The organism is Flavonifractor hominis, from assembly GCF_040095835.1.
Classification (GTDB): domain Bacteria; phylum Bacillota; class Clostridia; order Oscillospirales; family Oscillospiraceae; genus Flavonifractor; species Flavonifractor hominis.
This window is the reverse complement of the sequence record NZ_JBBMFT010000002.1, coordinates 53749-76613: the sequence shown is the minus strand read 5'-3', so window position 1 is coordinate 76613 and position 22865 is coordinate 53749. Positions and strand designations below refer to the sequence as shown.

Sequence of the window (22865 nt, the reverse complement as noted above, 5' to 3'; positions counted from 1 at the left end):
AAGCAACTGGCGGGCAACCGCCGGTCTTTTGTTGGTTGTGTCCATTGACGATGCTGGAAAAACCTGCTACTATATTTGTATACAAATAATTTGTATACAAATAGTTCGGAGGAAAGACCGTATGGATAGAAGCTTTCACTACCTTCTCATGGCGACGCAGGGGCTGTTCCAGCGGCAAGTTATGGCAGAATTGGCCGGGGCCGGACTGACAGCGGGGCAGCCAAAAGTGCTGGATTATCTGGGGCTGCACGACGGCAGCGTACAAAAAGACATCGCCCTGGGCTGTCAGATCGATCCGGCGACCCTGACCGGACTGCTCAACCGGATGGAGGAGAAGGGCTTGATCCAGCGCCGGACCGAGGACGGAAACCGCCGGAGTCTGCATGTCTACCTGACGCAGTTGGGGTGGGAAAAACAGCGGGAGGTACGCCGGACCCTGGACCAGCTGGAGCAACGGGTGCTTTCCGGACTGGATGAAAAACAGCGGGCCTATCTGTTGGAGGGACTGCTGCGGGTGTGCAAAGAGTTGATTGATGTGGAGGTACTGCAATGAGCAAAAAGGAACTGATCCGGAGGTATTTGTTTTTTCTGGTGGGGCTGTTTGTCAACTCCCTGGGCATCAGCTTGATTACCAAGGCCAATTTGGGCACCTCGCCCATTTCCAGTGTGCCCTATACGCTGAGCATTGGTTTTGCACCCACTCTGGGGATGTTCACGCTGGCATACAGTGTGCTGCTCATTGTGATTCAGCTGGTGATTCTACGCCGGCGCTTTCCCCGGCAGTTTTGGCTTCAGCTGCCGATTTCCGTTATCTTTTCTTGGTTTATTGATGTGACCATGGAGATGCTCTCCTTTGTCCAGCCCCAGGGGTATCCGCTGAAGTTTCTTTCCCTGTTGGTAGGCTGTCTGATACTGGGATTCGGTGTCTTTATGGAAATGGCCGCCAATGTGGTTATGCTGCCTGGAGAGTGCACGGTCAGCGCTATTTCTACCACCTGGAATACTGACTTCGGTAAGACCAAAGTGGCTGTGGATGTAACTATGGCAGTCTCGGCGGCAGTGCTGGGGCTCATTCTCTATCACGCTTTGACCGGCGTACGGGAGGGGACCATCATCTCCGCGCTGTTGGTGGGGAACATTGCCCGCACTTTCAATAAGGGGATCGGTAGCTGGGTTCAGAACCTGTTGGGGGAGGAGGAACTCCCTTCGGCGGAACAAGCATAAAAAAGATAGAAAAGGCCGCGCTTCCATATGTGGAAGCGCGGCCTTATATTTTATACTCCTGGCTGAGATACCAGAGTGTCCAGCAGCGCCTGGCAGCCCAGGCTCACATCCTGCCAGGTAGCCTCAAAATCCCCGGTATACCAGGGATCGGCCACCTCACTACCCTTCGGAGTGTGATCCATCAACAAGGAGAGCTTGCCCTCCGGGTCGCCGCCGCAGATGCGCAGCATGTTGCGCAGATTGGCCCGGTCCATGCCGATGAGAAGGTTGTAGCGGTTGTAATCCGCCCGTTGCAGCTGGCGGGCCGCGTGTCCCTGGCAAGAGATACCGTGTTCAGCCAGTTTTCGCCGGGCCGGTGGATAGACCGGATTGCCGATCTCCTCGGTGCTGGTGGCGGCCGAGGCAATTTCAAACTGTTCTGTCAGTCCCGCTTTTTTTACCAGATCCTTCATCACAAACTCTGCCATGGGACTGCGGCAAATATTTCCATGGCAAATAAATAGTATTTTTATCATCGTCTTATATCTCCATATAAGTCTTGTATTTCTTCTCAAATGCCCAATATTGCTTATGTTTTCGGCATTTTCTTGTTTCTTTGTTTTCGGGATATCTTCTCAAATCTTCCCGTATTTTCTCATGCTTTTTCCTGCAATATTGGTAAATCCGTTGGTAAATAAATGCGCTTTACCAACGGGGGTTTTCAGGCTTGCGCTACTCGGAGCAGCTCTGCCTGTGCGTCATCGAACTGCACATGGGTGTAGACGTTCAGCGTCACGCTGATGTCCGAATGACCCATGATATACTGCAATGTCTTAGGGTTCATTCCGGATTTCGCCATATTGGAACAGAAGGTGTGTCTGCATACATGAGGAGTCACTTTGGGCATCTGGATACGATAGATCTTGTTGTATTTCTCGACAATGTGCTGCAGGTATTTCTCCCAGTGCAGTGCAACCATCGGTCTGTCGTTCTTGTCCAAGAACAGGAATCCGGCATATCCATCTACCATCGGCTCCACTTTCGGTGCCACACGATTGGCGAGAATACGGCGGAAACACGCCACCACTTCCTCGCTCATCGGCACATAGCGGATACCGCTTTCCGTCTTGGGGTCCTGGATCACATATTGCATCTGCGATGTTCTCTGCAGCTGATGGTCAACCTTGATACGCTTCTGATCGAACTCGATATCGGAAAAGGTCAATCCACAAAATTCTGAAATACGCAGCCCCGTGTTAAAGAGGATATAGATCGCATCGTAGTATCGGCAGAAGTACTTATCTTCCTTGATAAACTTCAGAAGTTCACGCTCCTGCTTTCGGGTAATTGCTTCTCTGGTGACGGAGTCATTCACGATCACCGATGCCAGTTCAAATCCAAATGGATTCTTACGGATCAGGTCATCGTCTACCGCCAACTGAAAAGCCGGTCTCAGAACACCTCTGATAGAGTGAATGGAGCTATACCCTCTGCCATCCACCTGCTGAAGCTTGATCAACCATGCTTTTGCATCAGACAGGCGCACCTTGTCAATGCGCAGCTTTCCAAACGCTTCTTTATTCAGGATATTGATCACGGTCTTATATCCAGCACGGGTGTTGTGGCTCACTCCGGTCTTCAAAGACACATACTTTTCTACCAGTTCAACTACCGTATAATTACCGCCATTGGTAACGATGTGGTCAAACAGATCTGCCTGAATCTGTTTTTCCTTCTCTCTCAGCGAAAACTCTCGCTTTCTGCCCTTGGGTGTCGGATCGTTCTTGTCCAAACGCCAACTGTATACATTCTTCTCCTTGCCGTCCTCGTCAATATATCGGTAACGATACCTCCCATCTGTACGCTGGTATTCGCCTTCACGCAAAATCCGGTTACGATTGTCTCGTCTTTTTTCGCTCATGGAATCTCTCCTTTCAAGAAAGGAGAGCCAGACTTGCGATAACATTGTATCACAAATCTGGCTCTCAGTATAGTTGTATCATGTGAAAACGGCAGTTCTGCCGCATTATTTTTTTAGAATTTATACTGCGGTAGCCTGATCCAGATACCGCTCGAACTTCTCCCGCTTGATCAGCGCCCGATTTCCGTTCATAACATAGAAATCTTCGTGCGGGTTCTGGTCGATCAGCATCCGCAGTTTTCCTTCACCGATGTGATAGTAGCCAGCTGCTTCCTCAATGGTCAGCGTGTATCTGCGCCACACCGGAATGTCAAAATAGTTCTTCTCGCTCACATTGCTCTTGCTATTTGCCATAGGCATTTACCTCCATATATCAGTTCGTTGTGCAGGGATGGGGCGTTCCGAACCCTGCGTTTTTATGTGCTGCGTGCATTTCAATACCTCCTAAAGCCGGGCAAGGGAGAACCGGAAACAGAAACCGGAAACCGGCTTCTAAAAACCAGATTCTTCCTTGGCGGCAGCTGTCTTTGCTATTTTGGTTTTTCTTGAATTTCTTTGTTGCTTTCGTTTCCATAGAAGAAAAAGCCCTGCGGGACAAGGTTTTTCCCGGAAACCGATATGGCAACGGATTGGATATGAAACAGGAAACCATGCTCCTTTCTTAAAACGGCAGCTCCATCTGGCTGCATTCTTCCTCGGTCAGTTCACGGAAGCCATCCAAAGGAGTTGCCCCTGTTTCCGTCATTTCGTTTCCACGCATCCAACCCCTTTGCTTGCCGTACTTCTTATAGCTTCTGGGATTGGGATAAGGTATCCAGCCTGTCACTGACTGGTTCATAATTTCGTTGATCTCCCGTATCTCCCACGATTTCGGCTCGTCAAAGCGTCCCAAAGCTTCGTGATGGAGCAGCTTGGAGCAAACCATATCTCCATCAAAATCGTCCAGAAACGCCTGTATCACGCCCACCTTGGTATCCTCCGGCATGAACTGCTTTTGCAGGAGAACCAACTGATCGTTCATTTCTTTAGACAGCTTCAGCTGCACCTTTCCTCGCCGGTAAAGGGTCATAGCTTCCGCCCACAGCTGATCCATATACCGCCGGGATGCTGCTTCATCTTCCAGAATATGAACCTCTGCCTGTTCGGGATGTACCATGACGGGCAGAAAACGGCGGTTTCCGCTGCGGTCAAGGGGCAGAAAGTCCAACGCATTGGAAGTACCGCCAAACACACATTGCCGCAGCCTGTCCTCCGGCTCGGTAGCATAGGGGACTTTGTAAGTCTCCTTAGAACGACTAAGAAAAGATTTGATATCCTCTATGCTCCGGGCATTGGCTGTGGCAATCATCTCCGACATTTCTATGATCCAGTGTCCCTGCATCTTGCGGAACACATTGTCGTCATCAATCTTCTTCAGGTCATCGGAGAACCATTCATCCTTGCAGGCCAGAAAGCGAAAGAAGGAAGATTTACCGGTTCCTTGTCCGCCTACCAGACAGAGCATCAGTTCAAACTTGCAGCCCGGTCTGAATACCCGGTGAATGGCTCCCAGCAGAAACAGCCGCATGACTTCGGTACCATACGCACATATTTCTGCACCCAGGAAGTGATGAAGTACACAAGGGATACGCTCCGTGCCATCCCATTCCAGGCGGTTCAGATACTCCCGGATCGGGTGGTATTGATTCTGGTGCGCAACCACCGTCAGCGCCCTTCGAATGCGGTTTTCGTTGTTCAGCCCGTATCGTTTTTCCAGATACAGCATGAGGTAGTTGAAATCCGTGTCGCTCATGGCAGAGGTGGTACGCTCCCACCACAGGGGCTTGCAGATGTCAATGCGCCCGGTGAGGATGTTATAGCCGATGGCTCCATGCAGTACCGGGTCAGACTGAAAGACCTGATACACATTCTGCATGGTGTTTTTCACCTGCCCTTTATCGTTCACCTCCAGAAGCTCCTTGACTTCCTCCGGGGTCTGGCAGAGCCGGTTCTCTGCCAGCATCTTCAAGTTCTCTCTCAGCTCCGGTGCCAAGCTCTGATAATCGCCGTTCAAGTTTCATCACTTCCTTTCCGTAATCTTTGATAAGTGCCGCTCGCTCCTCGACGGGATCGTACAGCAGCACATCCAGCAAGTACTCGATGTGGTTTTTCTTTTGCAGGGCTTCCACGAACAATGGATGCCATGTTTCATCTTCCGGTTTTGGGGCATATGCCCATTCCCAACGCCGGAGCAGATGATAATAATCTGATAATACCCGGAAGCATCTGGCTTCCAGTTCCCGATACATTTGCTCCTCCGATTTCTCTCTGATAGTCTTTTTCACCGTTTCCTTTCTCTTCTGATGTGTGTAGGGAATTTGAAAGTCTGCAGCCAGTTTTTCGGCGGCGGACTTTGCATCTAACCCATATAGCTTTGCTGTAAAATCAATCACATCTCCATCGGCACCGCAGCCGAAGCAATGGAACCGCTTGTCCACTTTCATACTGGGTGTCCGATCATTGTGAAAAGGGCAGTTGGCTTTTCCTGCCCGGTTGACATGAATGCCGTAGCTCTCTGCCGCCTGTCGGGTTGTGACGGTCTGTTTGACCGCTTCAAATACATTCATTGCGTCCTCCTTTCGGGGAACAACAAAGGCACCCGACATTTTCGTAGAGAAAACGGCAAGTGCCTGTTAGAGTTCCATATTCTGTTTTTTGTGCTGCGGAGATTTCTGCTCCGGCTGTTGTTTCTTCTGTTCCTGTTCGAACTTCAATCTTTCGGTAACGGAGTGCTTCGGTTCGGGCTTCTTCTCAACTGCCTGTTCCGGCGTGAGGACTTTACCGACCCAGTAGCGAATATCTCTCATTGGCTGCAATTCCTCTTTGACGGTAGCAAGCTGTCCGGCAAGCTCGGCGTGGGTCGCTTTCAGACCGTCGTATTCTGTTTGCAGGGCATCCAGATTTACATTCAAATCAACACCATGCTTTTTCAGAGTGCGGTACGCCTTGTTGTAGGAAGTCAGCTCGTCCTTATGCTTTTCAGCAAAGGCAGCTTGTCTTGTTTTCCAACCGATTTTGATATATTTGTCATGGACTGCCTTGTGGGTCTGGCAGTCTGCCACGGCGTTCTGAATACCGGTAATGACTTTCATACGGGCAGATGCCTTCTTCATATCGGCATTGATGGCTCTGGCTTTTTCGTTCACGCCTTGCAGGGCAGTGTCCAAATCTTCCAGAGTGAATAGTTCATGCTCCTTCAAATAGACCACAGCCTTGGAGACAGCTTTCAGATCATCCGCTGCGCCTTTCTGCTGTCCATATCTTGACCATTGGCTGCGTTCTGCCTTTCGCAGATTCATATAATCACGGAGCAGATTGGAAAGATCGGGCGAAGCATTTTTCTTTTCTGCTTCCATTTCCGCAAAGGCTTCTTTGGTAGCTTCCAGAATATCCGCAATCCAGTTTCGCAGATTTTTGATGGTACTACGGATAGCGTTCATCATGCGGTTAGCGGCTTTGATATCCCGGTTGAGATTGCCGATGTTGGTTTCAATGCCCTTGCGTTCCAGAGCAGACACGGCGGCTCCCATGTGGACAGTCGGGATAATATCAAGTCCCTGTCTTTCATAGGAACGCATATCCACACGCTCGGCACTTCCGGCAAGCTCCAGAAATTTATTCTGAATGACTTCCCATCCGTGTCGCCATTCCTCGGCGTGGTACTGTTCGTTCCAGTCAACGGTATCTTCCTTATGGCTTTTCCATCTGCCGGACGGGAGTTTGATACGCTCGCCGTTCTCGTCAAGGTCATAAACCTTTCGGCTCTTGGGCACCCACTTTCCGTTTTCGTCAATGGCTCGCATCGTCAGCATAATGTGGCAGTGGGGATTGTGTCCCGGTGGGTCGGGGTCATGGATTGCACAATCACAACACATTCCCTTTGACACAAAATGCTCTTGGCAGTATTCCTGCATCATCTGCGGACACATTTCAAGCGGCACTTCTCTCGGCAGGGCAACAACGAAACGCCTTGCAAGCTGTGAGTTCCATTGCTTCTCCACTTCCTCGGCAGAGTTCCAGAGCGTTGCTCGATCTGCGTATTCGGGTGGGGCATTGGTCGGCAGCATGATTTCCGTGTAAACAACCTCATGCTGTTTTCTGCGGTGGTCTTTGTGCTTCTGATCGTACTCGGAAAACAGTTTTTCTCCAGCTTGGTAGGCAGCTCCGGCAACGGCAGAGTTGCCCTTGCTTCTCTGAACAATTCGTATGTTCAGATGGGGTACTGGCATTTTGTTTGAACCTCCTTTCGGTGCGTTATCAACTCGCTGCCGGGGAATGATTGTGCCTGCAATCATTCCCTGGCGGCAAGTCCACAAAGGGGTAGCTGGCAAAGCCAGCGCAGGGGAAGTGTAGCTTCCCCTGGATGATTGGAGCAAAGGACTTTTGCGGAAATCATCAAGCTCCCTGCAAGGGGCTTTCGGCAGAACGCAATCACCATCTTTAGGTGGTGTATAATTGCGCCCTATTCAAGAATAGGGTTTTAGCCCCCGTCCGATTGTCCAATTTCCTTTCGTTTCTCAATCAGCATATTCAGCTTCTTTTGCACCGCTTCGCTGTGGAAGATGAAAGACAAAAGCTCCATCACATCATCATCGGTCAAAGTGGTTGGCTCTCTCAAAAAGGTTTCCAACATACCGGCACGGGTACAAAGCCGATGGGTTCTCTCGCTTCGGGTCAGGCGCTTGATTTCGCTTTCCAGTCGCTTTTCCTTGTGCTTGGCTGCGGTCAGCTTTTTCTCGGCTACATACTTCTGGTGCTTCAATTTTTCCAACTGTTCATTCGCCAATCGCATCACCCCCGTTTCACCCAAACAATGTCATAACCCAGAGCATCAGCCAACTCCACCGCTTCGCCGTAGCGCAGGCTCCCACGCTTCAACTTACCGGACAGATTTGGGACGCTGCTGCTCCATCCATACTCGTCTGCCAGATAATCCACCACCTCGCTCATGGTCATGCCAGCCCGGACAATGTAGGATTTGATCTCGTTTCGATACAATTCAGACTTTTTCTTCTTCAATTCACATTTCCTCCATTCTTTTTTGTTCGTGATATGGTATAATTTGTTTATTAAACAGCAAGGGCCGTACAGTGTTTCGTGACGAAAACAGAGAATCATCGTTTCACTCAGAATTTTTGTAACGATATCCTGTACATAAGGGGCAGTATCCATATTTGCTGTTTAACTTGTTTTTTTGTGAAATAACGAAAACCTTCATTCTATGCCGTACCCTGTACGCTGTTGAGTGCATCACTCATTGGTATAGATAGCAACACAAAAAGAGTGGTTTTTTCGCTGATTTCACATGGTTTGAATTTAACCCGTGATTTTTGAGTGCCGTTCTGTCCGAATGTCGTTCCTGCCCGGAGATCTTCCCGGCGTTTTCTCCCCGTTGGTACGCTCGTGCTTTTCACAGTCGTGGCGATACTTCGCTGGGGGACATATCCCATTCGGACGGTCATTCAGTTTTCAAAGTGCATCGGTGATTTACAAGTACAGTTTAGCGAAAAAAGACGCTCTCTCCCGTATGTCCAAAAGGTAGGAAAAGAGCGTAAAAATGCGTGGATTTCCACGCTTATGGAAATGGAGATGAAATATGCAACCGAAACTCACTGTTCAGGAAAGATTGAAAGATCTGCGTGTTGTAGATTTTAAGTTGACGCTGGAAGAATTGGCAGAACGCACCGGTCTGTCCCGTTCCGCCTTGGGAAAATATGAATCTGATGAAACCGCAAAAGACATCAGCCCCTTTGCGATCCAAACTCTCGCCAAGTTCTATGGCGTGTCCACGGACTACCTGCTTGGTCTGACAGAAAATAAAAATCACCCAAACACAGAGCTGAACGCTCTGCATTTGAGTGATGATGCAATTACTGTATTAACTTCCGGGAACTTCAACCACCGGTTGCTTTCTGAAATGATCTGCCACAAAGATTTTCAGCGCATGATGCTGGATGCAGAAATCTATGTTGACCGTATTGCTGATATGCGGATCACCAACATGAATGCCGCCATGGAAGCTGTCCGGCAATCTGTGATTAAGAAAAAAGGAAATGACCAGGAGGACTTGTATCTGCGCACTTTGGAACTGGCACAGGTGCAGGAAGATGAGTATTTCGGTCATGTGATCTCCAAAGATCTGACCGGCATTCTCCGTGACATTCGTGATACGCACCGTAAGGATGCTACCACTGCGGACGAGAGTTGTGCCGCTCTGGAAGTCCAGAAACAATTACAGGATGCCATGGACTACAAGGGCAGCACCGAAGAAAAGAAAGCCCGTTTGTTCCTTGCTAACCTCGGCATTGACTACGATGCACTTACCATGGAGCAGTTTGCAAATCTGATTGAAGTACTGAAGCTGTCCAAGCACATGAACAGCCCAATCAGTCAGAGAGGAAAAGGCAGCATGACTCATGGCAAGGGAAAAAGAAAACGGAAGTAACTCAGGTATAAACGTAAAAGGGACTGTTGCAAATCCAATTTTTGCAACAGTCCCTTTTATGATAATTATAAATTTGCGTTAAATATGCTGCTCATAAATACCTGCGCATGATAACCGCCACTTTCTCCAACACCTTCAACCAATTTGTAGTTCTTTTTCAGTATGTCGAAAAGGTTGGTCATTTCAAAGCACGAATGTTTTGGGAAGTTCATCAGATTGAAGATAAACTTATCATCGGACAGTTCGTAAACAACACCTTCGTCAAATGTTATTTTTCCGGTCCTAATGTCTTTCATTCCCAGCAGATCAGAACTAAAGTCTCGTTTTACAAAATAAATATTCCAGTTACCATTGTATACCGTAGAGTCATTATCTCTAATAAAATCTATAAAATCGAAAGCTTCATCTGCAGCCTCAGGAATTGAGAGAAATTTAGCGTAAATCGCCTTAATGATCTGATACTTGGTATGTTGTTGAAAACCATTTATCGATTTGGGGTTTCCGTCAAGATTAAAAAACCTTAGGTATGCTTCATCATACTTTCCTAAGAATGTATTGCATTTACGGCACAGAGTTCTGGCAGTTCTCCCTTTCGGAAATAAAGATGTAGATAACTGAGTATCAAAAATATCTCCAGTAATATTCTCAAGAGGTTCGCCGTGATTCAACTTTTCTCCAATCTCGGCACGTACACTCTCCGAAATAAATGTATCAAACATTTTGCCGAGATCGACAGCAACAACATCTTCATTTCCTGTGTTTCGTGCAGGATAGTGTTCCTCACTCATATCACTATCAGAATAATAATTGCCGCATAATCTGCACTGGTGTTGTTTGTCATCATAAACTGCCATGAGATACAATCCTTTTCTCTTCATCTGTAATCCTTGGACAATGTGCCGATAGGATGAATTTAGCTTTTTCTCTTAGAACGGGAAATTCTCATTTTCGGTTTCCGGTTCAAAAATGCCAGGTTGTTGATTCGGGGACTCAGAAAGTACGGCAATCAAATCTACAATTCGCTGGTAAAGCTCATCAAAGGTTAGTATCAACACATTGCTCAGACTATTGCGGAAATTTTCAAACGCCGCAACTTGCCCTGGGGTTAGCGAAGCCATTTTTCCGATAATTACAACGCATTTGGGGGACAAGACTTCAAAAGGCTCCGAACCCTGGTGACACAGAGAATAATAGTCCTTTGTAAGCTTATCTCTGTAATTTAGAACTTGATTTACGGCTCCGCTCAACTCATAGCTAAAGCTGTATGTACCTCTATACTGGTTTCCGATAAGCTCGGTACATGGTGTTTTGATCTCGATCAACGCCACATTCTGAGACAGACTGTTCTGATAAATGAAGTCGCATAGATTTCCACCGCTGTTGTTAATTCCTTTGCCGCCGACATACGCTTTATCTGCAAATATCGTACAAGGGCAAGCAAAGATTTGAGCCAATACCCATTGATGCTCTTTGAAAACAGTGGTCTGCCAAAACTCCTCACTATCATTTTCGAGATTGTCTTCCATGAGCTTTGCAACTCTTTGGAGTTTTTCGATGTTCAAAGAAGTTGTTAGGTGCTGTAAATTTTCATCCTGTAGCTCTGTCAGGCTTCTTTTTAACGATTCCAAAGAACTTGTCTGAGTGATGAGACGAAGCAATGTCTTCACAAGATCATAATTTTCTTCGTTACCAATCATCCGAGCTGCGGAAGGGTCGTTTTGGATGATTGAAAGGAATTGACGAAAACTGCTGTCTACTCTGGTGTAAGTAGCTGAACCATATGGGATTTCGCCCATGTCTTCATACAGCGCATACAGCCGTTTCAAACCTTGGTAAAGCTCATATGTTTCACTTGTGCTTAGATTGAGTTCCATCCAATCTCCGACTTTGACAGAGCCACGAGAAACCTTGCCAGCTGATCCTGTGGTATCACTCGGAAAGACTACATCGTTCTTCCGCTTCTTTTCGTACAGAAGTTTGCCGGAAACCGATTTATGGGGTTCTTTTTCGTTGTCTACGAGTGTTGGACAGAACTTGAACCGGATCATTTCCGTTTGGCTCAAGACTACCGGTGACGCATCCGCTGTGACAGCAGAGGTGGATATAACATCAACTGTATCAGTTGTCATATCATGAACTTTCGGTATATGTAGGCCGATTTTCAAATCAATTCCACCCTTCACAGCTTGATAATAGTATTTGTCATCCTCTTCCTAACCGGCGTGTCTGCATCTTTTTCCAGATAGCACGGCATTTACGGCATATCTCAGGATCGATCCCCAATGTGTCTACAAGTAGTTCTTTGTCAACAACGTCCAGCGCAAGTTCAATGTCCTCATCATTGCGCACTATAGCGTCAATATGCTCAAGCAGTTTGTTCCTAAGCTCAGGATCAATCCTTTCCACTTTGGGAATCAGAATATTGCCCATCTCACCGGGTAAGATTTCAAGCACACCGCCGCCATAGCTCCGTCCACAAATTTCGGTGAAAGCAAAGGAGATGCTGTTATAGTAGGCCAGAAGGACATTCTGCGAATCAACGCCATCGTTAAATTTCATGCGGTGCATTGTGTCTGTTGACACTGCATCACATTCATTCAACACGAACTTAGGGTAGAAATTATTTCTTCTCAAGAAAAATGCGTCCGGAATCCACACAGAAGGAACAATATACCATCTATCCCGGATAGAGCATTTGTAGCCCTCGTGTTCACCGTTTGTTTCACCCAGCAAAATATACTCTTTGTGCTTAGTGGGATATTCATCATACGGAATCTCAGGGAAGCTGATTAGGCGTGCTCGTTTTCCCGATGCTTTATTATCTTCCCAATCTGCCGATGTGAAATATATTCCATGAGCATGAGAACTTCTGCCAATCAGAGGAAGTGTTACATCGCTCAACTGATATTGTTCGGAGGTTTCTTCTGTTATGGAAAAGTAACCATTATTGCCTGTTGTAATTCCAACATTGATAATTCCGTATTCGGAGAATTTTGCAAAGCGTTTGTCTGCACGAAGTTCCTGAATGAGTGCCATTTCTTCTGCGTTTACGAAATACTTAGTCCACTTTTCCTTGACATGCTGCATCTTCTGGAATCCATTTTGGGACAGATCCAACTGAGCGAAACCGCTAAGGTCATTCATTTCAATGATGCGAATACCCTTTTCTTCTTCGCCTTTCTCGCCAATAAACACAACGACTTCTTGCTCGATGTCAGGGAACACAAGCTGTTCAAATGTGATTAGAGTGATTTTCGCAAGATTATTGGCCAAATATAGGCGCAGATCCTCCGCATACGCAACTTGAAGTATCTCAGCTGGAATAACAAACGCTATCTTACCTTTTTCGGACAATAGCTGTACACAAGCTACGATAAACGCAACCCATGCATTTATCAATTTATTCGCTTTCATACCATGCGAAGTCAAAATTTGAGATTGCATTTCTCGCTGGCTTTCTTTCAGATATTGATAGCGAATATAAGGGGGATTGCCCAAAATTAAATCGTACTGTTCCTTGCCAAGAACACGATTATAGAAGTCGAAAAAGTCTTCGGTGCATACTTCGATTTGTTCAAATTCAGAATACCTATCACGAACTTTCTCGGCTTCGTCAGGTTCGATTTCAACAGCTGTTAGTTTATCCACCTTATTCAGAAGATTAAGGTTCTGTAGCGCATCAAGAAATACTCCATCACCGCAACTTGGTTCCAAGACGGTAGAGATATTTTGAGACGCAAAAAGCTCCACCATTGCATCTGCAAGCTGCAATGGCGTATAATACGCTCCTCTTAGTTTCTGTTCTGAACTATCCTTTTTGAGTCTCATCGTTAATACCTCGCTTAATAATCGAGTCTATATACCCGATCAATCAATCCCTGAATCTCGGAGATAAGTGTTTCTTTCTGTCTCTGCAACAGATTTGCAATGCGCTTTGCGGGACGGCCAGACAGTGCATCATTGATTTCGTAAATCTCTCGACTTGCTGCTACCACTCTGTCGTGAATGGCTTTTTGTTCTTCTACGGCAAAATCCAACTCAACAAAGGGTAGTGTAGAGAGAACGAATGTACCACGAGCAGTAAATCCGCCTTCAAAATCGCTGCCTACGATCTCCAAGATTCGCTCTGTAATGGGGTTTGACAGCCATGCCTGGATGTATTCAAGTGCGTACGGACTACCATCTTTTTTGCTAACTGCACAATATCCAGCAGTACCACCTGACGCAATCAGAATATCATTCGTATCCATCGCATACATGGGTTCTTTGCTCAACACGCCAACTATCAATTTGGGTGTGTTAATAAAGGCGGTCAAGGCTTGTGTTCTGCCATACTGGTACCATGTATCTGCAGTGGCGTTTGGAACGTCACGAGTTCCATCACGGGAAACGCACTTAGGAACCAGACGATCATAATGTTCTAAGAGATAAGCGTATGTTCCCGGATAACTGCTTTGCATCTCATCTATGCGGATAAGATGTCCGTTGTTATCGTAGGGGAAAATAATCTGCTTGTCAGTCGCAAGAACACTATACGAATTCAGGCCCTTCTCGGCTTTTTTTGTTGGCTTAAAATAAGGGCGAAGCAAGGCCTTCTCAATAGTATAATTATTGCCATCCCTGCTAATTTCAACAGTATCGGCATATTCGGACACAATTTCGTCTGAGGAGAACCAATATATGGGCGTTGGCCTTTCTGCACTTGTCTGAATGCCGTTAAATATCTCTGCGTGTTTTGTAATGGGGACAGATACTTCATCCAACCTCTGGAGCATTGTCAAAAACTCAAAGTCAGTTGTCAATCTCCATGGCAGCTTGTTCAATACGGAAGAATTAAGCTCAATGGAACTCACTTCTTCTCCTGCCCACAGTTTGTTAGCAGAATCAACGCTGCTGTAAACAAAACTCGTCTGCTTCGCCTTGGAAAGTAAAATGATCGAGCTGTAAATGGTTTTATCCTCAAACAGTTGGGCATCACCAAAGTCATCCAGACTGACGAGCATTCGTTCTTTTGCAATCAAGCTACGCAATTTCTCGCCAGCACCAATCTTGAAAAATTTATTGGGTACAATATAGCATACCAAGCCATTTTCGTTGATCTTATTGATTGCCTGCTCTATGAAAATAAAGTACTTGTCAAATTGCTTATGCGATGTCTTGTACTTCTTTTTATAGACTTCCACTTCTGCACTCGGCAACAATGCGTGCATTCCCTCGGTATTCACATACGGAGGATTGCCGATAATTACATCAAATCCGCATCCGTTGTTAATTCCGTTCCAATCAAAGGGGACAATCTCCATCAGCTGATGGTTGGCACCGCTAATTCCATTCAATTCGGTATGGCTGACAAGGGAGTTTCCAAATTGGATGTTGTCACCCAAATCAGGGAGAATCGGGACAACCTCCGCCACAGAAGGTGCAGTTTCATCTTCAATTAGCTTAATTAACAAAGAGAACTTAGCAACTTCGACAGCATGGATGTCAATATCTATGCCGAAAATGCAGGAACAAAGAATGTCTTTTTTCTCTTGGAGGGGCAGTTTATACAAGTCAATGCCCGTCTCAATTAAATGATCTGTCTGCCCGTTGCTGATATACCATTGCACGCAGTAATCCTGCAAATAGGCAAATGCTTCTTCCAAGAAAATACCAGAGCCGCAAGCAATATCAGCAACACTGACATTCAAAATCTCAGAAGGAGTTTTTCCTTCACACACATTGGAAAGTGTTTTATCGACCATATATTTGACGATTTCCGTGGGTGTCGTAACAACAGATCTGTTCTGGCAATCTTTCTTCTTGCCAAGACCAATGGTATTATTTTCGAGCAGCACTAATTGTTCGGTTAAGAATATCTCGTAAATCTTGCCAAGCAAATTCGGCTCGATAATATTAAACAAATAAGGACTCTGGGGATAATACAAATCCTCGATCATGTCCTTAATAACTTCGCAGGAAAGATCGAAAATAATGTCTTCACCGGAAAACATACCAGAATTGTAGCGTCGATCAGCAGAACGGAACAATTCCTCCAGTTTGGATTGCAGTTGATCGGCATCTGTAATGGTGTCTTTCAACTTGTGATACAGCGGCAGATTCTTATCTTCACAAATTCTCAGGAAAACGATTTGGTTAATAAACTCCTGAACAACATCGTTTAACACTTCTAACGACGCATAGCGGCCACCCTGAGCATACAGTTCGTTGCTAAGAGCCACACGCCATTCGTTGATTTGAGAAAGAAACAGTGTATCAACCTGCTGGGTTTGTCCTCCGGTTGCAGGGAAGTTTGCATCCAAATAAGCATCAAAATCACCAGAGTAAACGGTGTCTCTTGCAATCAACCCTACAATTTCTTCAATCTTTTCTACATACTCAGTGTAATGATACAGTCGATATCTTGCTACAGCACATCCGTCATCTTCGTGAGCAATATGGCAGGTATCGTAGATTGCCAGATATTCAAAATTCGTGAGAACAGCCAGACGATGCTTTGCGTTCCAACCGTACTTTCTGGTCTGGATTGCCGGATCTGCATCTCTGGTAATATCCACCGCAGGCTTCTTTGCTTCTACAAAGAATTTAGGCACACCCCTGAGCGTAATGGTATAGTCAGGCCGATCGGTTCGGGTAGAATAATTCTCCGCAATAACTTCTCGATACTGAGGTGCCAACCCTTTTTCATTTGCAACATCCCAACCCAAGAGTTTTAACAGAGGATCAATGTATTCAATTCGGCAAGAATGCTCATTATAAGCATTTCTTGCATCCTTATAGAAGTCAATACTGGCATGGAAACGATCTACAAGGTTTTGTAATTCAGTTAGGTTAGTCATGGCTGTACGCTGCCTTTCTTTTATCGTTTGTCGGCTTTTCTGCATTTTCTGGAATGATCCAAATTCTACTCATGCGAGTAGCACCGTCAATACGATTCGACTTGCACAGAATTTGAACTTGTCTGGGAGTGATTCCCCACTTTACAGCAGCTTCCTGGACTGTAATATATCCATTCATAACAAACACCTCGCAAATCACGATACAAAAAACCATTATAATTATATTCGCTTAAACGAAATAAATCAAGTGGTTCCATAAAAATAACACGCCGTCCATAGGGGATTCCTATAGGCGGCGTGTTGCTCAACTATCTAAATATTCGATTATTCTTCCATGACTTCCAACATCATCCTGGCACCCAGCTTAAAGCCATTTTGGAATATCAGGCAATCCGTGATGGTCTGATACTCCCGTACACAATCGGCGTACTTCTCAAACAATTCTTTCTGCTCGTCTGTCAGGGTAGCTTTGAGTTTTTCTTCATTCCTGCAGATCAGCTCCTGCAGTTTCTTGTACTCCTTAGAAGAAGTGTCGTACTCTGTGGGCTCAATGTTGCCGTACCAAAATTCTTCCAGTAGTCTCATGCCACATCCTCCCCGTAAATCAGTTCCCGGAGGATGATTTCCTCTGCCCGGTTGCGGATGCTGTTCATAGCACTAACCCACGCCATCTGGTCGGCTGCCTTCATTTCCTCGGTCACGCCCTCAGTGGCCTTCATCTGCTCAATAATCAGGGACAACCGCTCCTGCGCCTGTTCGTTCAGATCAGCAAGGTATGTCCAGAACTGGCCGCTAAGAATCAGGTCATTGTAAAGGATCGGGCGATGCTCTTTGAGGTAGTCACGGTGCATCCGTCCCCATTTACCAATGAGGCGCCGTTCCTCGGAGGACAGGGTAAGAACCGGAATATAATAATCGCCAATGAGTTTATACCAAAGGCCATTGTTCTCATCATAAATGTGTTTCTTCATCTCAGTCATAGTAGTGATCTCCTTATTCTGGTATTAGAATCCGCAAGTCTGACTCTCCAGAAATATTGGTAAATCTTTGGTAAATTTGAGATCGAAACACAAAAAACGCTTAAAAACGGGGCTTATGAGACGATATGAGACTTTTTATCCTGCCCGGTAAATCCTGCCATGACACACAAAAAGGATTTTTATCATCTTTTGTAACTCCTCATAAGTCCTGTGTTTTTCTCAAGTACTTGCTTATTACAGGCAGGTGTACTTTTTTGTACTGCCTGAGTCATGAAAAGAAAGGAGAGCCAGACTTGCACTCTTATCATAGCACAAGTTTGACTCTCCGCATAGTTTTACCATGAAAGATCGATAAGCTTGAAATTAAGTCGACGTGTGTTGTCGGTACCGCCATTGGTGAGCATGATCGCCCTGGCGCTATGGACTGGGGAGCCCTTTTCTCCACCGAGCCGTGTTTGGAGATGTATCGTAGAGAAGGTCATCGATTGAAAAAACGGTACAGGAAGGTGACCACCTGGGCCCGGGTACAGGTTAGCGTGGGAGAGAAGGTGGCGGCGCTGGTGCCGGTGGTGATGTCCTCATCCAGCGCCCACTTGACGGGGAACCAGAAGTAATCTCCCACATGCACATCGGAAAAGCCAACAGGGCCGCTGGGTTTTTTGAGAGGGTAGTCGCTGCGCCACAGGAAGGTAACCACTTCGGCTCGGCTGCAGACGGCATTGGGCGAGAAGGTGGTGGGAGTAGAACCAGTGGTAATGTTATTCTCTGCCGCCCACAGAACTGCGTCATAGTAAAAAGTATCTTTCTTTACATCTTTGAACGGGTTATCTGTGGAATCGCTCTCCAGATCGTCCAGGCCAAAGGCACGCCACAGGAAGGTAACCACCTCCGAGCGGGTACAGGGCCGGTCGGGAGAGAAGGTATTGGGTCCGGTACCCGAGGTAATGCCGTTCTCCACCGCCCATTGGACTGCGTCGGCATACCAGGCGTTGGAGGGTACGTCAACAAAGGTAGACAGAGTACCGTCCACCGTCAGTTCATAGACCAGCCGGCAGCCACTGCCGTCCATAGCCTGGGCCACGATAGTGGCGGTCCCGGCCGACAGAGGTGTGACCAGTCCGGTATCGTCTACAGTGGCCACGGCAGGGTTGGAACTGGACCAGAATAGGCAGGGCAGACTAGCATTGGAGGGCTGGATCTGGGGCTCCAGCCGGAAGGCCTGGCCCTTTGTGACCGCGCCCTGGGCCTTCCCCTCCAGGGAAATGCCCTTGATCTTGGTCATCTGATCCATATTGTTGATCTGATGTGTTGGCGTCAAATCGCTCCCGCTTTGAGTCAGCCGGAGTTTTCCGTTACCGGTACCATAGACTTCTGCGTTGAGCGAACCGGTGATGGTGCCATTTCCCAGGATCTGATAGCTGTCAATTTTGACGGTATTCATGTCTGCATCGAGCTGTATGTACATCACCACCAGAGGCTCCTTGCCGTTGGGGGTGATGCGCAGATTGTAAAGGCCGTTTGCGTAGATGCCCAGGTAAAAAACATCCTTGCTGAGAAGCTGCCCGGTCACATCCGAGCTGCCGTGCTCGGTGATGCCGTCCAGATCGGCCTCCAGCAGGGTCTTTCCGGTGCTGTTGCGCAGAGAGGCCTCGCTGGCACCGCTGATCACCAGAATGTTGCTGCCCAAATGCTGGTCGGAAACCCGCTCTCCGTGACACAAAGCCAGATCCCAGTCAATGATCTCACGGTCGGCGATGGCAATCTCATAGGAATTGCTGTTCTGATTGCCCAGATGTAGGATGCCCTGCACCATGGATTTTTGACTGGCATCCAGATAGTCCTGATATTCCCGCAGGGCGTAAAGTTCACACTGCCGCAGAATCGTATAGGCCGCATCAAAGGCCAGTGCCGTATTGGGGTTGGGATTTTGGAGCAGCGCGGAGCGATTTTCCTGGAGAATGGTGTACACCGCCTGTTCCACATGGTAGTTGGCACGGATCATGGTCCGGCTGAGGACCAGCTGATCGTTGCTGGTAATGGCGTTGGAAATGGCCCATCCCAAGTGATAGGCGGCCAGCGGTACCGTCACCGACGCACCCGTCAGCTTGGATACATATTTGGTGGCCAGGAAACTGGCGGCCGGAGCGCCCACCATGTCATAGAGCCGCCCGCCCAGATCCACGGCGATGTCGCCCCCCTTCATGAAGGCGGCAGCCAGCTCATCAGCCGTCATATACTGCTCGTACTTGGCCAGCGCCGCGCGGAACTGGATGGCCTGAACGCCGCTCATTCTGGAGGCGACGCTCCGCAGAACCTCCCGGGTATTCTCGCCCAGATTCACATAGGTCTCCACCAGCAGATAGTACTGGGCCGAATCGGAAAACCAGTCTACCACCTCCCCCGCCTCTCCGATTACCGCCAGCGCGGTGGCAAAACCCTCCACGCCCTCAATGCCTGTGAGCAGCGCGTTGAGGGTTTTTTCCCGCCCCACTTCTTTGACGCTGCTGTCGATGGCGCTTTTCAGCGTGTCATACAGGGCTGGATGTTTTGTCTGGAAGCTCTCCGGCTCCGTAAAGAGGTCCATGAGGTTGGTGCTGAAGGTGTCGTCGGGCACATAGTCCGGCTGCATTTTGTAGATCAGCTCCAATACGGAATTGCTCAGGTCAACCATCTCGGATTCCAGCGCTACGTGAGAACTCTGGGACTCCCCCATATTGGACAGCAGCTCCACCATCAGCGCGTCATAAGGATTTTCAAGGATGGTAAGGCGCTGGAAGTTGGTCGCTTCATCGGCGGTGTTGAGAAGATCATAGGCAATCTCCGCCGCCATCTGTCCGCCGGAGCTCTGGGCCTCGGCGATGTAGGCGGCAAAGCGGTGGTCCATCCGGTTGTCGTAAGTATCGCTTTCGGCAAACCAGACGTGGTCCTGCACATAGGTGTTGACGGCAGCGCTGGGGACCCACTCCGCCTCCTCCTTCGGCTTGCTGAAGGTAATGCTCAGTCCGGTGGGATCATAGCTGCCGGTCTTTCCCTGATAATAGGCCTGGACAGTGTAGGTATAAGTACGTCCTTCTTCCGCTGTGGTATCCATATAGGACGTACCGGTGGTTTCTCCAATTTTTTGGAAGCTGCCGCCCGACGATTTTCGCAGGATATAGTAGCCGTCAATGGTATAGGTGGTGTTCAAACTGTCCAGAGGGCGGGTCCAGGAAACCTGTACGCCGCTTTTGGTGCTGGTGACTTTCGTCATAATCGGGGTGGGGATGTTGGAGGAAGGCGAGGTGGTAGAGCCGCCGCCGGAGAGGTCTATGCCCTGCAGGACAGGGTAGGGGTAACTGCCGCTGTCCATGGTCCAGACGTTATCAAAGTCAAAGCCGCCGAAGCTGCTGCTCTTTTTCATCTGGTCGGCAGTCAGGGAGCGGAGGTTGGTGAGGGTGGGAGTGCCGTTGACCTTCTCATAGGCGGGCAGGTCGCCGGCCAGATAGTAGCAGTTGGAGGAGGCACCCGAAACGGACCCAAACAGCGCGCCGCAGCCGTAATCTCCGGCGAACGCGCCGGCAGTGACTGGGTTGTCCAGACGCACAGTGCCCACGTTGTAGCTGTTGTCCGCATAGCCGTTTTCGCCGGTGATCCCACCCACATAGGAGGCCCCGTCGGCGGTAATATCGCCGCAGTTGAAGCAGTTGCTGATGTTGGCGCTGGTGGCAGTAATGCCGCCGAGCCGCGAGCGGGAGGCGGTGCCATTTCCCGCCATCCGAACCTCCGCAGCGTTTATACAGGATTCGATCTCGGGTGTCCAAAGTCCGCTGACAATGCCGCCGATATAGGCGTATTGGTCGTGCTGAGTGATGGAACCGTAATTCTGGCAGTTGGAGATGGTTCCCTCCATGCTGCCGCTGATGCCGCCGACATAAGATGCATAGCCGTAGGATTCAATGGAACCGTTGTGGATACAGTTGGTGACAGTCAGATTGCTGTAGCTGGACTGACCGATAATGCCGCCTACCAACGGCTCATTAAAGCTGCCGCCCATATTGGTGGAACGGATGTCGCCTGTCATCCAGCAGGACTCCACCGGCTTCGCGCTGCTGAACTTTCCCACGATGCCGCCGATCATATTGGCGTTGCTGTCGATACCCCCCTGAAAATAGCAGTTGGAAATGGTGGTGTCATCTGTGGCATAGGCCACGATGCCGCCGATGATACCGTTCCATTGATCCTCGTATTGGGCAGAAATGGAGGCGTTTTCGATGCCTACATTCCGTATCTCCGCACCATTTTGATAAGTGGACGTATAACTGAACAGGCCGTTGCCGCCCTTCAGGTTGGAGATCACATGGCCGTTGCCCTCAAAAATGCCGGTAAAGGGTGCGTCGGAATCATTGCACAGCGGTTCCCAGGCATAGCCGGACAGGTTAATGTCGGCCATCAGGATGTAGTTTTCGTTTGGGGCGTCCGAGATGGCCAGCAGGTCGGCGGCGGTGTACACGCCGGTATATCCGGCAGGGACCTTGGTGACCTGGGATACCGGTACCAGAAAGTCGTCCAGCGCCGGTGCGGCGGGCTTGGGGGAGCTTGCCGCCCGGGCTTCTGGCACCAAAATGCTGAGCGGAGAAAACAGCCCCATCATCACCGCCAGGGTCAAAAGCCAGCTGATACCCGTTTTTCCCTTCAAAGAACGCTTCCTTTTCATTGTTTTCCCTCCCAGTATTCTCGGTAGCGGCGCTCATTCTCTTCCTCTTCCTGCCGGATGGCCTGCTGGATGAGGTCCGCCATCTGTGCCTCATAGGTTATGTCAAACAGGGTACGCTCCTGCTTCTCCGGCTCCTTCAGCGGGTCATAGGTCCCGTTGGCCGCGGCCCGGATGGCCTTTTCATCGAGGCTGCATATCAGCCAGACGACCAGCAGGAAGAGCAGGGGTAGAAGGCCGGGGAGCACCATAGCGACCAGGCTGCGGGTGGCCCCTTCCATACCGTTCAGGCCTACACTCTGATAAAAACCGGCCGGAATCAGCCCCACAAACCAGCCGGGCACAAAGCTGCCCAGTGTCCGGCGGAGACAGAAGCACAGTGCCGCCCCAGGCGGATAGCCTCGCCCCCATTTAGGGGACCGCCGTGTCAGCCGTTGGTAAGTCCGGAGCCACATTCCGGCCAGCAGAGCCAGCGAGACAAAAAAGAGAGCCAGCAGAGCAGGACGCCAGCCCTTCTGCCAGAAAACCATGCCGCAGTTGTACCACATCAGGAAGAAAAATACTGACAGGGCCTCCAGAAAGAGGATGGTGGCGGGAAAGCGCTTTTTGTGGGGCACATTGGCGGCACGGATGCCCAGAACGGAATAGACGGCCTGTTCCATTCCGTAACAGAGGAGATAGACAACAAAGACGCCGATGGGAATGGAAAAAATCCAATTTGCTATTATCCAGTTCAGCATAGCTGCAC

Annotated in this window: 19 protein-coding genes; 3 read left to right on the top strand and 16 right to left on the bottom strand. The window is 48.6% G+C overall.

Features of this window, described 5'->3' with window-relative positions:
• Positions 1–121 precede the first annotated feature (121 nt).
• Entirely contained in the window at positions 122–553 is a 432-nt protein-coding gene (locus WMO45_RS04600; RefSeq protein WP_349139393.1) for a MarR family winged helix-turn-helix transcriptional regulator, read from the top strand.
• Positions 550–1224: a YczE/YyaS/YitT family protein gene (locus tag WMO45_RS04595; RefSeq protein WP_349139392.1), complete on the top strand. Its 675-nt coding sequence runs from the start codon at positions 550–552 to the stop codon at positions 1222–1224. Before WMO45_RS04600 ends, WMO45_RS04595 begins: the two co-directional genes overlap by 4 nt.
• A gap of 50 nt (positions 1225–1274) precedes the next feature.
• Here the strand turns inward: WMO45_RS04595 and WMO45_RS04590 are convergent, their stop codons facing one another.
• The 8 genes from WMO45_RS04590 to WMO45_RS04555 form a co-directional block, all read right to left on the bottom strand.
• A complete protein-coding gene (locus tag WMO45_RS04590; RefSeq protein WP_349139391.1) occupies positions 1275–1739 on the bottom strand; it encodes a low molecular weight protein-tyrosine-phosphatase in 465 nt (154 codons plus the stop codon).
• 185 nt (positions 1740–1924) lie between these two features.
• Positions 1925–3124 (bottom strand): site-specific integrase, encoded by a 1200-nt coding sequence (locus WMO45_RS04585; protein ID WP_349139390.1) that lies wholly within the window; start codon positions 3122–3124, stop codon positions 1925–1927.
• A 120-nt stretch (positions 3125–3244) separates the two neighbouring features.
• A complete protein-coding gene (locus WMO45_RS04580) occupies positions 3245–3478 on the bottom strand; it encodes an excisionase (RefSeq protein WP_349139389.1) in 234 nt (77 codons plus the stop codon).
• A 307-nt stretch (positions 3479–3785) separates the two neighbouring features.
• A complete protein-coding gene (locus tag WMO45_RS04575; RefSeq protein ID WP_349139632.1) occupies positions 3786–5126 on the bottom strand; it encodes a virulence-associated E family protein in 1341 nt (446 codons plus the stop codon).
• Complete coding sequence (locus tag WMO45_RS04570) at positions 5059–5730, bottom strand: CHC2 zinc finger domain-containing protein (protein WP_349139388.1); 672 nt, start codon at positions 5728–5730, stop codon at positions 5059–5061. Before WMO45_RS04570 ends, WMO45_RS04575 begins: the two co-directional genes overlap by 68 nt.
• A gap of 66 nt (positions 5731–5796) precedes the next feature.
• Positions 5797–7392, bottom strand: coding sequence for a MobQ family relaxase (gene mobQ / locus WMO45_RS04565; RefSeq protein ID WP_349139387.1), 1596 nt, complete (start codon positions 7390–7392; stop codon positions 5797–5799).
• Between the two features lie 251 nt (positions 7393–7643).
• Positions 7644–7949, bottom strand: coding sequence for a DUF3847 domain-containing protein (locus WMO45_RS04560; protein ID WP_435387677.1), 306 nt, complete (start codon positions 7947–7949; stop codon positions 7644–7646).
• Between the two features lie 5 nt (positions 7950–7954).
• The gene (locus WMO45_RS04555; protein ID WP_235230133.1) at positions 7955–8119 is read right to left on the bottom strand and encodes an LLM class flavin-dependent oxidoreductase; all 165 of its coding nucleotides are present in this window, start codon (positions 8117–8119) and stop codon (positions 7955–7957) included.
• Between the two features lie 640 nt (positions 8120–8759).
• Here WMO45_RS04555 and WMO45_RS04550 point away from each other — a divergent pair.
• Complete coding sequence (locus WMO45_RS04550) at positions 8760–9608, top strand: helix-turn-helix domain-containing protein (RefSeq protein ID WP_349139385.1); 849 nt, start codon at positions 8760–8762, stop codon at positions 9606–9608.
• A 65-nt stretch (positions 9609–9673) separates the two neighbouring features.
• Here the strand turns inward: WMO45_RS04550 and WMO45_RS04545 are convergent, their stop codons facing one another.
• The 8 genes from WMO45_RS04545 to WMO45_RS04505 all read right to left on the bottom strand — a co-directional run bounded on the left by WMO45_RS04545 (position 9674) and on the right by WMO45_RS04505 (position 22857).
• Positions 9674–10462, bottom strand: a complete 789-nt coding sequence (locus tag WMO45_RS04545) for a hypothetical protein (RefSeq protein WP_349139384.1) — start codon at positions 10460–10462, stop codon at positions 9674–9676.
• A gap of 72 nt (positions 10463–10534) precedes the next feature.
• Positions 10535–11773, bottom strand: coding sequence for a Shedu immune nuclease family protein (locus tag WMO45_RS04540; protein WP_349139383.1), 1239 nt, complete (start codon positions 11771–11773; stop codon positions 10535–10537).
• Between the two features lie 37 nt (positions 11774–11810).
• Positions 11811–13436: an Eco57I restriction-modification methylase domain-containing protein gene (locus WMO45_RS04535; RefSeq protein WP_349139382.1), complete on the bottom strand. Its 1626-nt coding sequence runs from the start codon at positions 13434–13436 to the stop codon at positions 11811–11813.
• A gap of 14 nt (positions 13437–13450) precedes the next feature.
• The gene (locus tag WMO45_RS04530; RefSeq protein WP_349139381.1) at positions 13451–16447 is read right to left on the bottom strand and encodes an Eco57I restriction-modification methylase domain-containing protein; all 2997 of its coding nucleotides are present in this window, start codon (positions 16445–16447) and stop codon (positions 13451–13453) included.
• A gap of 324 nt (positions 16448–16771) precedes the next feature.
• Positions 16772–17032 carry a DUF6809 family protein gene (locus WMO45_RS04520; protein ID WP_349139379.1) on the bottom strand — a complete coding sequence of 87 codons (261 nt, stop codon included), beginning with the start codon at positions 17030–17032 and terminating at the stop codon, positions 16772–16774.
• Positions 17029–17427, bottom strand: a complete 399-nt coding sequence (locus WMO45_RS04515; protein WP_349139378.1) for a TnpV protein — start codon at positions 17425–17427, stop codon at positions 17029–17031. Before WMO45_RS04515 ends, WMO45_RS04520 begins: the two co-directional genes overlap by 4 nt.
• Before the next feature lie 478 nt (positions 17428–17905).
• Positions 17906–22120, bottom strand: a complete 4215-nt coding sequence (locus WMO45_RS04510; protein WP_349139377.1) for an S-layer homology domain-containing protein — start codon at positions 22118–22120, stop codon at positions 17906–17908.
• Entirely contained in the window at positions 22117–22857 is a 741-nt protein-coding gene (locus WMO45_RS04505; RefSeq protein WP_349139376.1) for a hypothetical protein, read from the bottom strand. Before WMO45_RS04505 ends, WMO45_RS04510 begins: the two co-directional genes overlap by 4 nt.
• Between the last annotated feature and the right edge of the window lie 8 nt (positions 22858–22865).

Bases quoted from the DNA above. Each gene is read 5' to 3' on its own strand.
- WMO45_RS04510 (WP_349139377.1), bottom strand. From the start codon at position 22,120: ATGAAAAGGAAGCGTTCTTTGAAGGGAAAAACGGGTATCAGCTGGCTT.
- WMO45_RS04580 (WP_349139389.1), bottom strand. From the start codon at position 3,478: ATGGCAAATAGCAAGAGCAATGTGAGCGAGAAGAACTATTTTGACATT.
- WMO45_RS04600 (WP_349139393.1), top strand. From the start codon at position 122: ATGGATAGAAGCTTTCACTACCTTCTCATGGCGACGCAGGGGCTGTTC.
- WMO45_RS04545 (WP_349139384.1), bottom strand. From the start codon at position 10,462: ATGGCAGTTTATGATGACAAACAACACCAGTGCAGATTATGCGGCAAT.
- WMO45_RS04535 (WP_349139382.1), bottom strand. From the start codon at position 13,436: ATGAGACTCAAAAAGGATAGTTCAGAACAGAAACTAAGAGGAGCGTAT.
- WMO45_RS04550 (WP_349139385.1), top strand. From the start codon at position 8,760: ATGCAACCGAAACTCACTGTTCAGGAAAGATTGAAAGATCTGCGTGTT.
- WMO45_RS04520 (WP_349139379.1), bottom strand. From the start codon at position 17,032: ATGAGACTACTGGAAGAATTTTGGTACGGCAACATTGAGCCCACAGAG.
- mobQ (WP_349139387.1), bottom strand. From the start codon at position 7,392: ATGCCAGTACCCCATCTGAACATACGAATTGTTCAGAGAAGCAAGGGC.
- WMO45_RS04555 (WP_235230133.1), bottom strand. From the start codon at position 8,119: ATGACCATGAGCGAGGTGGTGGATTATCTGGCAGACGAGTATGGATGG.
- WMO45_RS04505 (WP_349139376.1), bottom strand. From the start codon at position 22,857: ATGCTGAACTGGATAATAGCAAATTGGATTTTTTCCATTCCCATCGGC.
- WMO45_RS04570 (WP_349139388.1), bottom strand. From the start codon at position 5,730: ATGAATGTATTTGAAGCGGTCAAACAGACCGTCACAACCCGACAGGCG.
- WMO45_RS04595 (WP_349139392.1), top strand. From the start codon at position 550: ATGAGCAAAAAGGAACTGATCCGGAGGTATTTGTTTTTTCTGGTGGGG.
- WMO45_RS04515 (WP_349139378.1), bottom strand. From the start codon at position 17,427: ATGACTGAGATGAAGAAACACATTTATGATGAGAACAATGGCCTTTGG.
- WMO45_RS04585 (WP_349139390.1), bottom strand. From the start codon at position 3,124: ATGAGCGAAAAAAGACGAGACAATCGTAACCGGATTTTGCGTGAAGGC.
- WMO45_RS04590 (WP_349139391.1), bottom strand. From the start codon at position 1,739: ATGATAAAAATACTATTTATTTGCCATGGAAATATTTGCCGCAGTCCC.
- WMO45_RS04530 (WP_349139381.1), bottom strand. From the start codon at position 16,447: ATGACTAACCTAACTGAATTACAAAACCTTGTAGATCGTTTCCATGCC.
- WMO45_RS04575 (WP_349139632.1), bottom strand. From the start codon at position 5,126: ATGCTGGCAGAGAACCGGCTCTGCCAGACCCCGGAGGAAGTCAAGGAG.